The sequence below is a fragment of the uncultured Aureimonas sp. genome (assembly GCF_913775355.1).
Taxonomy (GTDB): domain Bacteria; phylum Pseudomonadota; class Alphaproteobacteria; order Rhizobiales; family Rhizobiaceae; genus Aureimonas.
Genome location: NZ_CAJYIU010000214.1, coordinates 1 through 14,201, shown reverse-complemented (window position 1 = coordinate 14,201; position 14,201 = coordinate 1). Strand labels below are relative to the sequence as shown.

The window sequence follows — 14,201 nt, the reverse complement described above, 5'->3', positions numbered from 1 at the left end:
ACCGTCGCGACCAAGCCCTTCGACGACCAGAAGCCCGGCACGTCGGGCCTGCGCAAGAAGGTCCCGCATTTCGCGCGAGAGAACTACGCCGAGAACTTCCTGCAGGCAATCTTCGACGCGACGGAGCGCCCGGCGGGTTCGGCGGTCGTGATCGGCGGCGACGGGCGCTATCTCAACGCCACCGTGATCCGCAAGGCGATCCGCATGGCGGCGGCCAATGGCGTCGCCAAGGTGATCGTCGGGCAGAACGGGCTCCTGTCGACGCCCGCCGCCTCCAACCTCATCCGCCAGCGCAAGGCGGCGGGCGGCATCGTCCTCTCGGCCTCGCACAATCCCGGCGGCCCGGACGGCGACTTCGGCATCAAGTACAACATCGCCAACGGCGGCCCGGCGCCCGAAGGCGTCACCGACGCGATCTACCGCCGCACGCGCGAGATCGAGGACTACCGCATCTGGGACGGCGAAGCGCCGGACCTCTCGGTGATCGGCACCAGCCGCCTCGGCGACATGGAGGTCGAGATCGTCGATCCCGTCGCCGACTACGCGGCGCTGATGGAGACGCTCTTCGACTTCGGCAAGATCCGGCAGGCGATCCAGGGCGGCCTGACGCTGCGCTTCGACGCGATGCACGCCGTCACGGGCCCTTACGCCAAGGAAATTCTGGAGACGCGTCTCGGCGCGCCCGAAGGCACGGTGCTGAACGGCGTGCCGTCGGAGGACTTCGGGGGCGGCCATCCCGATCCCAACGTCGTCTGGGCGGCCCCGCTGGTCGACCTGATGATGGGCCCGACGGCGCCCGACTTCGGCGCGGCCTCGGACGGCGATGGCGACCGCAACATGATCCTCGGGCGCGGCATCGTCGTCACGCCCTCCGATTCGCTCGCCGTTCTCGCCGCCAACGCCCATCTGGCGCCGGGCTACGCCAAGGGCATCGCGGGCATCGCCCGCTCGATGCCGACGAGCGGCGCGGCCGACCGCGTGGCCAAGGCCCGCGGCATCGGCATCTACGAGACGCCGACCGGCTGGAAGTTCTTCGGCAATCTGCTGGACGCCGGCAAGGTGACGATCTGCGGCGAGGAGAGCGCCGGCACCGGCTCGGACCACGTGCGCGAGAAGGACGGGCTCTGGGCGGTGCTCCTGTGGCTCAACATCCTCGCCGAGCGGGGCCAGTCGGTCGCCGAGATCGTCAAGGCGCACTGGGCCGAGTTCGGCCGCAACTACTACCAGCGCCACGACTACGAGGAGGTCGACAAGGCGGCCGCCGAGGAACTGATGAATTCGCTTCGCGGCCGCCTCGCCTCGATGGCCGGCCAGCGCTTCGGCACGCTCGTCGTCTCCGAGGCCGATGATTTCTCCTACAAGGACCCGATCGACGGCTCGGTCTCCACCGGCCAGGGCGTGCGCATCGTGTTTTCGGGCGGCTCGCGCATCGTCTTCCGCCTGTCGGGCACCGGCACCGTCGGGGCGACCTTGCGCGTCTATCTCGAACGCTTCGAGCCCGACGCCTCGCGCCACGACCTGCCCGTCGAGGAGGCCTTGAAGGAGCTCGTCGAGACGGCGGACGCGATCGGCGAGATCAAGGCCCGCACGGGCCGCGCCGAACCGGACGTTCGCACCTGAGCGCATCCGCATCTGTGAACCGCGCGCGGCGCACCTCGCCGCGCGCCGTCTGTCTCGTCGCCCTGATCGTGGCCGCGACCGCCGCGCTCCTCCTTGCCATGGGCCGCGTGCCGATCTGCCAGTGCGGCACCGTCAAGCTCTGGCACGGCGCGGTGGCGAGTTCGGAGAACTCGCAGCACCTCTCGGACTGGTACTCACCGTCCCACCTCATCCACGGCTTCCTGTTCTATGGGCTGACGCATCTCCTGATGCGGCGCTGGTCGCTCGGCTCGCGCCTTGCGGTGGCGACCGTGATCGAGGCCGCCTGGGAGATCGCCGAGAACACCGACGCCGTGATCAACCGCTACCGCGAGGCGACGATCGCACTCGACTATTTCGGCGACAGCGTAGTGAATTCGGTGGCCGACATCGGCTTCATGATCGCAGGCTTCCTTCTTGCCTCGCGCCTGCCGGTCTGGGCCACGATCGCGATCGCTGTCGGCTTCGAACTCCTCACCGCCTGGCTGATCCGCGATAACCTCACCTTGAACGTCCTGATGCTTCTCTATCCTCTCAAGGCGGTGCGCGACTGGCAGGGCGCCTTGTAGGGACGGACGGGATGACGATGATCACGGCGGAACGGGGCGCTCCCCGGCGGCTCGGCGCGAGCGTCGAGGCGGACGGCGTCCACGTCGCCGTCTTCTCCGCCCACGCGACCCGGATCGAGCTTTGCCTCTTCGATCCGGCCGGCATCAACGAGCGCGAGCGCCTCGCGCTGCCGGGACGCGCAGGCGACGTCCATTTCGGCTTCCTGCCGGGGCTGGCGGAGGGTGCGCTCTACGGCCTTCGCGCCCACGGGCCCTTCGACCTTGCAATGGGTCATCGCTTCGATCCGGCCAAGCTCCTCGTCGACCCCTATGCCCTCCGGCTCGACCGGCCCTTCGTCTACCATGCGGCGCTCGGCGCGCCGGTGGAGCGGCAGCTCGACACCGCCGCCCTCGTGCCGCGCGCGGTGGTCTGTCGCCCCGACGCTGGTGCTTTGGTGCTGCCGTCCCGGGCGCCCGGCTTCACCTACGAGCTTCTGGTGCGCGCCTATACGCAGCGCCACGAGGGCGTGCCGGCTCCCTTGCGCGGCACGCTCGGCGCGCTCGCCGAGCCCGCCGTCCTCGACCATCTCGAGCGCCTCGGCGTCGAGACGGTGGAACTGATGCCGCTCACGGCCGCGATCGACGAGCGCCATCTCGTCCATCTCGGCCTCTCCAACGCCTGGGGCTACAATCCCGTCTGCCAGATGGCGCCCGACCCGCGCCTCGTGCCCGGCGGCTGGGCGGAGGTGCGACGGGTGACGGAGGCGCTGCATGGCCGCGGCATCCGCGTCCTTCTCGACATGGTGCTGAACCATTCCGGCGAAAGCGACCACGTCGGGCCGACGCTCAGCTGTCGCGGCCTCGACAACGCCACCTACTACGCCGCCGATCCCGCCGAGCCCGACCGGCTCGTCAACGACACGGGCACCGGCAACACCTTCGCCTTCTGGCGCGAGCCCGTGATGCAGCTTGGGATCGACGCGCTGCGGGCCTGGGTCGAGTTCGGCGGCATCGATGGGTTCCGCTACGATCTCGGCACCATTCTCGGACGCGGCCCCGGGGGCTTTTCGCCCGACGCGCCGTTCCTCCGGCGGCTCGCCGGCGATCCGGTACTGAAGGACCGGCTCCATGTCATGGAGCCCTGGGACATCGGTCCCGGCGGCTATCAGGTCGGCCGGTTCCCGGCGCCCTTCCTCGAATGGCAGGACCGATTCCGCGACGACGTCAGGCGCTTCTGGCGCGGCGACAGCGGGCTCCTGTCGGCGCTCGCCACGCGTCTGTCGGGCTCGCCCGACCTCTTCGCCGGGCCCGGCCGCGATGCCGCCACCGGCGTCAACTTCGTCGCCGCCCATGACGGGTTCACGCTCGCCGACGTCGTCGCCTACGAGGACAAGCACAACGAGGCCAATGGCGAGGGAAACCGCGACGGCCACAACGAGAACCATTCCTGGAACAACGGCGCGGAAGGGGCGAGCGCCGACCCCGCGATCCTCGAGGCGCGGCGGCGCGACATCCGCGCGCTTCTTGCCACGCTCTTCGTCTCGCGCGGCAACCCGATGATCGTCGCGGGCGACGAGATGGGCCGAAGCCAGGGCGGCAACAACAACGCCTATGCGCAGGACAACGAGACGGTCTGGGTCGACTGGACAGTGGCGGACGAGGGGCTCGTCGCCTTCACCGCGCGCCTTGCCCGGCTGCGGGCGGACACGCCGGCGCTCCGCTCCCCGGCCTTCCTGACCGGAGCCGAACTGGATGGCGCTCCCGACGTCACCTGGCTCGGTGTGGACGGCGCGGCGATGGCGCCCGGCGAGTGGCAGGACGGCGAGCGGCCCTGGCTCGGCGCCCGGCTGGCCGTCGAGGGCTCGGCGGCGCTGGTCTGCCTCCATGCGGGCCGGGACGCGCTTCGCCTGCGCCTGCCCCCTCCCCCGCCCGGCCGCACCCACCGCCTCGTGCTCGCCTCCGACCGGCCGAACGAGCCGGAGCGTGCGCTGGAAGAGGGGTGCGACCTCGTCGTCGCCCCGCGCTCCGTCGTGATCGTCGTGGAAGCCTGGACGCAAGGCGGTTTGCTCCGGCGCGGCGCGGAGCCTATGTGACGCAGACGCCCCGCATCCCGAAGGCCGCCGCATGCCGATCCGCCAGCTCACCGAGACCCTGATCGACCAGATCGCCGCCGGCGAGGTGGTGGAGCGGCCGGCGAGCGTCGTGAAGGAGCTCGTCGAGAACGCCCTCGACGCCGGTGCGCGCCGCATCGAGATCGTGACGGCGGGGGGCGGCAAGAGCCTCATCCGCATCACCGACGACGGCTGCGGCATTCCGGAGGCCGAGCTGCCGCTCGCCGTCCGGCGCCACTGCACCTCCAAGATGGACGGCGGGCTTCAGGGGATCGAGACGCTCGGCTTTCGCGGCGAGGCGCTGCCCTCGATCGGCTCGGTGGCGCGGCTCTCGCTCCGCTCGCGGGCGCGCGGCGCGGCCGGCGCGCACGAGATCCTCGTCCACGGCGGGCGGCAGGAGGGGCCGCGCCCCGCCGCCCTGTCGGCCGGCACGGTGATCGAGGTGCGCGACCTCTTCCACGCCGTGCCCGCCCGTCTCAAGTTCCTGAAAAGCGACCGCGCGGAATCGGCTGCGATCACCGAGGTCGTCCGGCGCATCGCCATCGCCTTCCCGGCCGTGCGCTTCGAGCTGACCGGCGAGGACCGCAGCCCCGTCGTGCTGCCGGCGGTCGACGAGGCGGCGGCGCTCCAGCGGATCGGCGAGATCGTCGGCGAGAGCTTTTCCGACAACGCCTTCTCGCTCGACGCGGCGCGCGAGGGCGTGTTCCTTGCCGGCCATGCCGGCCTGCCGAGCTTTCATCGCGGCACGGCGCAGCACCAGTATGTCTATGTCAACGGGCGTCCGGTGCGCGACCGGCTGATCCTGTCGGCGATCCGCGGCGCCTATGCCGACGTCATGCCGCGCGACCGGCATCCGGTCTGCGTCCTCTTCCTGCAGGTCGACCCGCGCGACGTCGACGTCAACGTCCATCCAGCCAAGGCCGACGTGCGCTTCCGCGATCCCGGCCTCGTGCGCGGGCTGGTCGTCGGCGCGATCCGGTCGGAACTCGCGCGCCTGTCGCTTCGCGGCTCGACGGAGGGCGCGGACGGGCTGATGGCCCGCTTTCGCGCCGGCGGCATGGGCGAGCCGGCGACGGCTCCCACGGAGGCCGCCCATGCCCCACGGCCCACTTACAGCTTTTCCGAGCGGCCCGCCGCGCCCTACGATCCCGCCCGTTCCCCCTCGCGCCCGCTGGACGACCGCCCGGCCAATTTCGCCGGCTTCCAGCCCTCCGCCCGCACCGACCGGTTCGAGGAGGCGGCCCCCGCCCCGATCCGGGCCGAGTTTCCGCTCGGCGCCGCGCGCGCCCAGATCGGCCGCGCCTTCATCGTCGCCGAGACCGAGGACAGCCTCGTCCTTATCGATCAGCACGCCGCCCACGAGCGCCTCGTCTACGAGGCGCTGAAGGAGGCGATGCACGCCAAGGCCCTGCCCTCGCAGATGCTCCTGATCCCGGAGGTGGTCGACCTCACCGAAGCCGAGGTCGAGCGTCTCGTGGCGGAGGAGGCGGTGCTGCAGCGCTTCGGCCTCCATCTCGAGCGCTTCGGGCCGGGCGCCGTGATGGTGCGCGAGACGCCGGCGATCCTCGGCGAGGTGGATGCGTCGGCGCTGGTGCGCGAGATCGCCGACGAACTGACGGAGGCGGGGTCGGGCTCCGGGCTCGGCTCGCGCGTCGACCATGTCGCCGCCACCATGGCCTGCCACGGGTCGGTGCGCGCCGGGCGCCGCCTGCAGGCCTCGGAGATGAACGCGCTCCTGCGCCGCATGGAGGCGGTGCCGGCGTCCGCGACCTGCAACCACGGGCGCCCGACCTTCATCGAGCTGAAGCTTGCCGACATCGAACGCCTGTTCGGGCGGCGTTGACACGGACGCCCGTTTGGCCCGAACAACGCCACAACAGCTTTCCGGAAGAAGACCTATCCCATGATGAACCGAATGGACGGCGGCGGCGAAGCGAAGCTGCGCTACGGAGACGGCGACTTCGAGGTGATCCGCCCCGGCGCCTTCGTGCGCTGCGCGGTGACCGGCGAGGCGATCGCGCTGGACCTTCTGAAATACTGGAGCGTCGAGCGCCAGGAGCCCTATGCCGACGCCGCGGCCTCGCTCAAGGCCGAGACGGGCGCGGCGGCCGGCGGCTGAACGGCGGGCGGACGCGCGCGGAACGCCGCCTCGGCAGCCCGAAGGATCGTCTCGGGCGCGGCGGGATCCTCGAAACGCAGCGCGACACGCAGAACCCGCGCGGCCTCGCCAAGCAAGCGCGCCTGCGGGCCGCCGGCCAGGAGCCGGACATGGTCCTTGGCCGTCGTCACCGGCACTAGGCCCTTGGCCTCGGCGTCCGACAGGATCGCGTGCGCCTCGGCTTCCGTAAAGGGATGGTGGTCGGGAAAATCGCGCCGCGTCTCGACCTCGGCCCCCACCTCCTCCAGCGAGGCATGGAACTTACCGGGGTTGGCGATGCCGGCAAAGGCGAGGCAGCGCGCGCCGCGGAGCCCTGCTGCGTCGACCGTCGCAAGGCGAGCGCGATGGACCGGCTTGCCGTCGGCGGCCGCACGGCGCGCCACGGCGTCGCCGGGCTCGCCCGCGCCGATCACGAGAATCGCGTCGGCGTGCGGCCATTGGGCGCCCAGCGGCGCACGCAAGGGGCCGGCGGGAAAGGTGCGCCCGTTGCCGAGGCCGGTCGCCCCGTCGACCACGAGAAGCGCCAGGTCCGGCTGAAGCTGGGCGCTCTGGAAGCCGTCGTCCATCAGGAAGAGGTCGCAGCCGGCATGGCGCAGGAGAAGCGCGCCGGCCGCGCGGTCGGGCGAGGCTGCGGTCGGCGCGCGCTCGGCCAGAAGCAGGGCCTCGTCGCCGACGAGCGCCGCGCCGTGGCGGTCGGGCTCGACGAGGAGCGGCAGGCGCGCCGCGCCGCCGTGGCCGCGCGTCAGGAAGCCGGGCGTCCGCCCGAGCGCTCGCGCGGCCTCCGCGAGCGCCATCGCCGTCGGCGTCTTGCCGCCGCCGCCCAGCGTGAAGTTGCCGATGCAGATCACGGGCGCTGCGGCCTGTCGGCGCGGCGCCTCCGCCATCCGGCGCGCGGCCACGCGCCCGTAGACGAAGGCGGCAGGCTCGAGAAGCGCGGCCTGCCAGCCGAACGGCTCGAACCAGAAGCGGGGCGCGCGCCAAGAGATCAACGCCGGTCTCCCCCGCGGTCCATCGAGACGGCAAGACGCAGCGGCAGGAGATAGGGGTCGAGGGCGCCGAGCGTCCGGCGCAGCGCCCCGCCCATCTCCTCGACGCTCTGATGAGCGGCGCTCGCCATGGCGCGCCGCGTCTCGGGATGGGCGAAGAGTTCGGCCACCGCCGCCTGCAGGGCGGGCGCGTCCGGCACGATGCGTGCGCCGCCGCGCTCGATCAGCCGACCGTAGATGTCGCGGAAGTTCTGCACCAGCCGCCCCGACAGGATCGCGGTGTTGAGGCGGGCGGCCTCGAGCGGGTTCTGGCCGCCCTCGGAATGGATCGACTTGCCGATGAAGGCGATGTCGGTGAGGCGGAGATAGAAGCCCATGTCGCCGATCGTGTCGCCGAGCAGCACGTCGGCCGTCGGATCGGGCAACTCGCCCCGGCTCCAGCGCGCGACGCTGAGGCCGCGCGCCGTCAGCATCCGGAACACCGCCTCGGCGCGCTCGACATGGCGCGGCACGATCACGGTGAGAAGGCGCGGCCGGTCCTCGCGCAGGCGCAGATGGATGTCGGCGGCCATCGCCTCTTCGCCCTCGTGGGTCGAGACGGCGGCCCAGACGGGCCGCAGGCCGATCATGCGGCGCGCCTCGTCGAGGTCCTCGCGGTTCACCGGCGGGGCGGCGATGTCGGCCTTGAGGTTGCCGACCGTCGTCACCGCGCGCGCACCCAAGAGATGATAGCGCTCGGCATCGACCTCGGACTGCGCGGCCACCAGCGCGAAGCTTTCCATGATGGATTCGGCGAGGCGCGGCGCCGCGCGCCAGCGCTGGAACGAGCGATCCGACAGGCGGGCGTTGACGAGCACCTGAGGCACGCGCCGGCGCGCGAGCTCGCCGAGCGTCACCGGCCAGATCTCGCTCTCGGCGACCAGCGCGAGATCGGGCTGCCAGTGATCGAGGAACCGCGCGACGCAGGGGCGAAGGTCGAGCGGCACGTATTGATGGATCATGCCGGGCACCAGCCGCTCGGCGATCATGTTGGCCGAGGTCACCGTGCCGGTGGTGACGAGGACGCCGATACCCTCGCCGGCCAGCGTCTGGGCGAGCGGCATGATGGCCAGGCTCTCGCCGACGCTCGCCGCGTGGACCCAGACCAGCGGCCGGTCGTGCGGGCGGATCTCGGACGGGAAGCCGTAGCGCTCGCGCCGGCGCGGACGCTCCTCCTTGCCCTTCGACGCCCGCCAGGCGACGTAGGGGCCAATCACCGGATAGGCGAGCGAGCCGGCGACACGGTAGGCGCCGAGCGCCCGTCGGGCCCAGAAGTCGCTCATGGCCGGTCTCCGTCGGCCAGAGCGAGGGCCTTCTCGTTGGCGGCCTCGATGGCGCGCGTGATGGCGGCGCGCAGGCGCTCCATCTCCTCCGGCCCCGCATCGGGCGGCACGGTGATCGGGTCGCCCATCACGACGGCGATGCGCCCGAACGGCAAGGGCAGCGTCGTCCGGTCCCAGCTGCGCTTGACGACATGACGCCGGCTGGTGACCGCCGCGCTCGGGATGATCGGGCGGCCCGACAGCTTGGCGAGCGTGACGATGCCGAGGCCCGCCTCGCGCGGCGTGCCCTTCGGCACATCGGCGATCATGCAGACGCCGAATCCCTCGCCGAGGCTGCGACGCAGCTGGATCAACGCCCGCGCCCCGCCCTTCTCGCGCACGGCCTCGCGGACGCGGCCGCCGGACCCGCGCACCGTGCGTATTCCGAAGCGCTCCACCACGGCGGCGTTCATCTCGGCGTCGGCGCTGCGCGACAGGAGGGCGACATAGGGGAGTTCGATCGGCCGGAAGAAGGGAGCCAGGAGATGCTGCCCATGCCATAGGCCGACGATGGCGGGATGATGGCGGGTGAGGATGGCGCGAAAGTCGCTGGAGCCCGGCGCGGTGCGCTGGGCGAGGCGGATGAAGCGCAGAGCGCCGTGGATGACGCCGGCGCCGAGGCCGACCGCCGTGCGCGAGCGCAGCCAGGCCTTCGAGCGGCGCTGCAGGCGCACGCGCCAACGCTTGCGCGGCGCCTTGCCGCCGCCCGAACCCGCGATCTCGTCCACGCGCGACGGCGCCCGGTCCGTCAGACCGTCTCGGGGTCGAGGAGACGGTGAAGATGGACGATGAAGTAGCGCATCGAGGCGTTGTCGACGGTGGCCTGCGCCTTGCCGCGCCAGGCGGCGAGCGCCGAGGCGTAGTCGGGGAAGATGCCGACGACGTCGAGCGCCGACAGGTCGCGGAAATCGACGCCCTGGAGGGAGGAAAGCTCGCCGCCGAACACGAGATGGAGGCGCTGGCGGGGCTCGGCTTCGCTGACCATGAAACGGGATCCGATGTTGCGGGCGGGCCGGGGCGCCGCCGGGAGTTTCGTCAGGCCGCGAGAGCGGCGTAGGCGCGAAGGCGCTCCACGATGTCCGGCGCGCCGGCGACCAGAACGCCATGCCTTCTGGGGACGGGATTGTAAAGGTGGGGCCCGGTGTCCAGCCCCGCCAGGATCCCGCCGGCCCGCTCGAGGATCAGGTCGGCGGCGGCGATGTCCCAGTCGTTGGCGCGCGCGCCGACGAGCGTCCCGTCGAGGCGGCCGCAGGCGACCATGGCAAGCCGCAGCGCCAGGGAGGGGATATTGGGCGCGTAGTCGACCGGCGCCTGCGTGCGGCCCGCGATCTGCCGGCGCATCGGCTCGGGCATCGCGAGGCGCAGCGTCTCGTTAGGTTGGCGCGGCGACTGCACGGCGACCGGCGCGCCGTTCAGTTCGGCCGCGCCGCCGGCGGACGCGGTGAAGACCTCACCGAGCGAGGGCGCGTCGAGGACCCCCGCCACCGGTCGGCCGCCCGACACCACCGCGATCGAAACGCACCAGGTCGGCTCGCCGCGCAGGAAGGCCCGCGTGCCGTCGATCGGGTCCACCACGAAGAAGCGCTCCTCGCCGCCGTCCGAGGGGCGTGCGGCGGTCTCCTCCGAGATCCAGCCGTAGCCCGGCCGGGCGGAGAGGAGCGCGGAACTGAGATATTCGTCGACCGCGAGGTCAGCCTCGGACACCGGCGACTGCCCTTTCCACCAGACGCGGGGGTCGCGGCGCCAGAACCGCGCGGCGATCCGCCCGGCTTCCGCCGCGACCTCGCGCAGGAGGTCGAGATCGGCGAGGGCGTCCGCCACGCTCAGCGTCCCGCCACCGTCATCTCGCCGATCCGCAGCGTCGGCACGACCACCGAGAAGCGCTCGTCGCGATCGTCGGCCGGCTCGATGGCGGCGAGCATGTCGAGGAGGTTGCCGGCGACCGTGAACTCCGACACGGGACCGGCCAGACGGCCGTTCTCGATCAGAAAGCCCGAAGCGCCGCGCGAATAGTCGCCGGTCACGAGATTGGCGCCGGAGCCGATCATCTCGGTGACGTAGATGCCCGAATGCGTGTCGGCGACGAGGGCCTCCGGGGACCGGACGCCCGGCGTCAGCGTGACGTTGGTCGAGGAGGGCGAGACGCCCGAGGACGAGCGCGAGGCGCGGCCGTTGGTCCGAAGCTTCAGCTCGCGCGCCGTAGCGCTGTCGAGGATCCAGTGACGTAGCACGCCGTCCTCGACGAGGGCGAGGCGCTCGCCCGCGACACCCTCGCCGTCGAACGGACGGGAACCGGCGCGGCGCTGAAGGCGCGGCTCGTCCACGAGGTCGAGGCCGGCCGGCAGCACGCGCTCGCCCATGCGGTTCTTCAGGAAGCTCGTGCCGCGCGCGATCGCCGCGCCGTTGATCGCGCCGAGGAGGCTTCCGATCAGCCCGCGCGAGACGCGCGGATCGAGCACGATCGGATAGCGGCCGGTCGCGACCTTCTGCGGGTTCACCCGGCGCACCGCCCGCTCGCCGGCGCGCTGGCCGATCGCGGCGGCATCCTCGAGGTCGGCGGCGTGGATGCGCGAATCGAAGTCGTAGTCCCGCTCCATGCCGGTGCCCTCGCCCGCCACCGCGCTGACCGAGCGCGAGAAGCCGGAGCGCTGGCGCGAGCCGGAAAAGCCGGTGGAGGTCACGAGGACGAGCCCGGTGACGCCGTAGCTCGCCAAGGCGCTGCCCGACTTCGTGACGCCCGGCACGCCGAGCGCGGCCGCCTCCATCTCGCGCGCGGTCTCGATCAGCGCCTCGCTCGAGATCTCGGTCGGGTCGAAGAGGTCGAGGTCGGGCCGGTCGGAGGCAAGCAACGCCGGGTCGGCGAGGCCCGCATAGGGGTCTTCCGGCGAGACGCGCGCCATGGCGACGGCGCGCTCCGCGAGCCGGTCCATGTCGGCGCGAAGGTCGGCCGAGACGGTCGCGACCCGCCCGCCGACGAAGACGCGCAGCGAGAGGTCGTCGCTTTCCGAGGATTCCAGCTCTTCCAGCTTGCCCATGCGGACCTGCGCGCCCTGCGAGCGCGAGCGCACAACGGCGGCATCGGCCGCATCCGCGCCGGCCCGTTTGGCGGCCCCGATCAGGCGCGCCCCGAGGTCTTCGAGCCGTCCGATGTCGTCATTCATGGGGAAACCGCCGAACCTTTTGCATCCGCACCATCTATTATGCCATTGGCTGCCTTCAAGCCGTCGTCAAGCCGCCGCGCCCGGCGCGCCCGCGCCGGTCATCCCCCGGAGCCGGCCATGGCAGAGACCGCACCGCTGTTTCTCGAGATCCTCCTGATCCTCGGCGGCGGGATCGTGGCCGGCACGCTGTTCAAGCGGATCGGGCTCGGCACCATCCTCGGCTATCTCTTCGCCGGCATCGTCATGGGGCCGATCCTGCGCCTCGTGCAGCACGGGCAGGACGAGATCCTGCACATCGGCGAACTCGGCGTCGTGTTCCTCCTCTTCATCATCGGGCTGGAACTGAAGCTCTCGCGCCTCTGGGCGCTGCGGCGGCAGATCTTCGGGCTCGGCCTCGCGCAGGTCGTGGTGACGGGCGGCATCCTGACGGCCGGCCTGTCGTTCATCCTGCCCGGCTGGAACGCGGCGGTCGTCATCGGCTTCGGCCTCGCCCTGTCGTCCACCGCCTTCGCGCTGCAGCTTCTGGAAGAGTCCGGCGAGATCAACCTGCGCTTCGGCCAGACCTCGTTCTCGATCCTCCTGTTCCAGGATCTCGCGATCGTGCCGCTGCTGGCCATCCTGCCGGTGCTGGCGCCCGGCATCGACAGCACCGCCGCCTTCGACCCGTGGGCGATGGCGCGCTCGGTGGGCGCGCTGGTGGCGCTCGTCGTGGTCGGCCGCTATCTCATCAATCCCCTGTTCCGGGTGCTGGCGAACTCCGGCGCGCGCGAGGTGATGATCGCGGCCGCGCTCTTCGTGGTGCTGGCCTCGGCGCTCCTGATGGGCCTTGCCGGCTTCTCGATGGCGATGGGCGCCTTCATCGCGGGCGTGCTTCTGGCCGAGTCCTCCTATCGCCACGAGCTCGAGGCCAATATCGACCCGTTCCGCGGCCTGCTGCTCGGCCTGTTCTTCATCGCCGTCGGCCTGACGCTCGACCTGACGGTGATCGCCGACTACGCCTGGATCGTGCTTCTGGGCGCCCCCGCGCTGATGGCGGCGAAGGCCGCGATCCTCTATCCGCTCTGCCGCCTGTTCGGCGAGAGCCATGCCGTGGCGCTGCGCACATCGCTGGTCCTGCCGCAGGGCGGCGAGTTCGCCTTCGTCCTGTTCTCGGCCGCGACCGCCTCGGCGATCCTCGACGGGGCGACCGGATCGATCCTCGTCTCCATCGTCACGCTCTCCATGGCGCTGACGCCGCTCGCCGACCGGCTGGCGCGCCGCCTCGTGCCGGACGAGGAGCGCGCCGACGAGATGGTGGAGGATTTCTCCGGCGCCGAGCAGTCCGACGTCCTGATGATCGGCTTCTCGCGCTTCGGCCAGATGGCCGCCCAGGTCATGCTGTCGAGCGGGCTGGAGATGACGATCATCGATAGCTCGGCCGAGCGCATCCGCGCTGCCGGCCGCTTCGGCTTCCGCATCTATTTCGGCTCGGGGCTGCGGCGCTCGGTGCTGGAGGCGGCGGGCATCCGGCAGGTCAAGATCGTCGCCGTCTGCACCAACAAGCCGGAGACCACCAACGCGATCGTCGACCTCATCCATTCGGAGTTCCCGAACGTCGCGATCTTCGCGCGCTCCTACGACCGCAACCACTCGCTCTCGCTGCGCGAGCGGGGGGTGACGTTCGAACTGCGCGAGACCCTGGAATCGGCGCTGCGCTTCGGCGGCAAGACGCTGGAAGCATTGGGGCTCGATCGCGAGGAGGCCGGCCGCATCGTCGAGGACGTGCGACGGCGCGACGCCGAGCGCCTCGCCCTCCAGCAGGCCCGCACGGCCGGAACCGGTTCGACGGTGCTCGGCCGTGGCCGGGTCTCGCCCGAGCCGCTCACAAAGCCGAAAAGCGGCGACGGCGTGCGGGTGCGCCAGCCGCGGGGCGCGGTGCCCGCGCACCTCGCCGGTTCGGGCAAGAACCGGCCGACCTGACGGCCGGCCGATTCGGTCATCGCCGCGGCGTCGAGCGCGCGGCTCAGTGCGCCTTCTTCTTATGCACCTCGCTCTCGCTCTTCAGCGCCTTCGAGCCGGTCTTGGCCTTCACCAGAACGGCGGGCTCCTCCTTCGACGCGTTGCGCGTAATCTCCTTGCCCTTGATCGTCTTCGTCACCTTCTTGGTGAAGCGCGCCTCGACCTTCCCCTCGGCCTTGCCCTTGCCGTAGGACCACTCGACCGTGTCACCCTTGGAAACCGTGCTCATCGCAAGCTCTC

13 protein-coding genes are annotated in these 14,201 nt (G+C 71.6%); 6 read left to right on the top strand and 7 right to left on the bottom strand.

Annotated elements, in window-relative coordinates:
• The 5 genes from QZ753_RS13235 to QZ753_RS13215 all read left to right on the top strand — a co-directional run.
• Nucleotides 1–1,620, top strand: a 1,620-nt coding sequence (locus QZ753_RS13235; RefSeq protein WP_294644252.1) for an alpha-D-glucose phosphate-specific phosphoglucomutase, incomplete at its 5' end; no start/stop codon positions are given.
• Between the two features lie 14 nt (nucleotides 1,621–1,634).
• Nucleotides 1,635–2,207, top strand: a complete 573-nt coding sequence (locus QZ753_RS13230; protein WP_294644251.1) for a DUF2585 domain-containing protein — start codon at nucleotides 1,635–1,637, stop codon at nucleotides 2,205–2,207.
• 11 nt (nucleotides 2,208–2,218) lie between these two features.
• A complete protein-coding gene (glgX, locus tag QZ753_RS13225) occupies nucleotides 2,219–4,279 on the top strand; it encodes a glycogen debranching protein GlgX (protein WP_294644250.1) in 2,061 nt (686 codons plus the stop codon).
• A gap of 31 nt (nucleotides 4,280–4,310) precedes the next feature.
• The gene (mutL, locus tag QZ753_RS13220) at nucleotides 4,311–6,140 is read left to right on the top strand and encodes a DNA mismatch repair endonuclease MutL (RefSeq protein WP_294644249.1); all 1,830 of its coding nucleotides are present in this window, start codon (nucleotides 4,311–4,313) and stop codon (nucleotides 6,138–6,140) included.
• Between the two features lie 60 nt (nucleotides 6,141–6,200).
• The gene (locus QZ753_RS13215) at nucleotides 6,201–6,416 is read left to right on the top strand and encodes a DUF2093 domain-containing protein (protein ID WP_294644248.1); all 216 of its coding nucleotides are present in this window, start codon (nucleotides 6,201–6,203) and stop codon (nucleotides 6,414–6,416) included.
• Here the strand turns inward: QZ753_RS13215 and lpxK are convergent.
• The 6 genes from lpxK to QZ753_RS13185 are packed head-to-tail and all read right to left on the bottom strand — an operon-like array spanning nucleotide 6,359 to nucleotide 11,963.
• Nucleotides 6,359–7,444, bottom strand: a complete 1,086-nt coding sequence (gene lpxK / locus QZ753_RS13210; RefSeq protein ID WP_294644247.1) for a tetraacyldisaccharide 4'-kinase — start codon at nucleotides 7,442–7,444, stop codon at nucleotides 6,359–6,361. The genes QZ753_RS13215 and lpxK overlap by 58 nt on opposite strands.
• Nucleotides 7,441–8,763 carry a 3-deoxy-D-manno-octulosonic acid transferase gene (locus QZ753_RS13205; protein ID WP_294644246.1) on the bottom strand — a complete coding sequence of 441 codons (1,323 nt, stop codon included), beginning with the start codon at nucleotides 8,761–8,763 and terminating at the stop codon, nucleotides 7,441–7,443. Before QZ753_RS13205 ends, lpxK begins: the two co-directional genes overlap by 4 nt.
• The gene (locus QZ753_RS13200) at nucleotides 8,760–9,530 is read right to left on the bottom strand and encodes a lysophospholipid acyltransferase family protein (protein WP_294644245.1); all 771 of its coding nucleotides are present in this window, start codon (nucleotides 9,528–9,530) and stop codon (nucleotides 8,760–8,762) included. The genes QZ753_RS13205 and QZ753_RS13200 overlap by 4 nt, the downstream gene beginning before the upstream one ends.
• Nucleotides 9,531–9,550: 20 nt before the next feature.
• On the bottom strand, nucleotides 9,551–9,787 hold the full coding sequence (locus QZ753_RS13195) for a DUF4170 domain-containing protein (protein ID WP_055890567.1): 237 nt from the start codon (nucleotides 9,785–9,787) through the stop codon (nucleotides 9,551–9,553).
• A gap of 50 nt (nucleotides 9,788–9,837) precedes the next feature.
• Nucleotides 9,838–10,623 (bottom strand): 3'(2'),5'-bisphosphate nucleotidase CysQ, encoded by a 786-nt coding sequence (locus QZ753_RS13190; protein WP_294644244.1) that lies wholly within the window; start codon nucleotides 10,621–10,623, stop codon nucleotides 9,838–9,840.
• 2 nt (nucleotides 10,624–10,625) lie between these two features.
• Nucleotides 10,626–11,963 (bottom strand): TldD/PmbA family protein, encoded by a 1,338-nt coding sequence (locus QZ753_RS13185; RefSeq protein WP_294644243.1) that lies wholly within the window; start codon nucleotides 11,961–11,963, stop codon nucleotides 10,626–10,628.
• A gap of 117 nt (nucleotides 11,964–12,080) precedes the next feature.
• Between QZ753_RS13185 and QZ753_RS13180 the strand changes: the two genes are divergently transcribed.
• Nucleotides 12,081–13,922, top strand: a complete 1,842-nt coding sequence (locus QZ753_RS13180; RefSeq protein ID WP_294644242.1) for a monovalent cation:proton antiporter-2 (CPA2) family protein — start codon at nucleotides 12,081–12,083, stop codon at nucleotides 13,920–13,922.
• A 43-nt stretch (nucleotides 13,923–13,965) separates the two neighbouring features.
• On the opposite strand, the gene QZ753_RS13175 is transcribed toward QZ753_RS13180, so the two are convergent.
• On the bottom strand, nucleotides 13,966–14,201 hold a 236-nt coding region (locus QZ753_RS13175), incomplete at its 5' end, for a DUF2945 domain-containing protein (protein ID WP_294644241.1).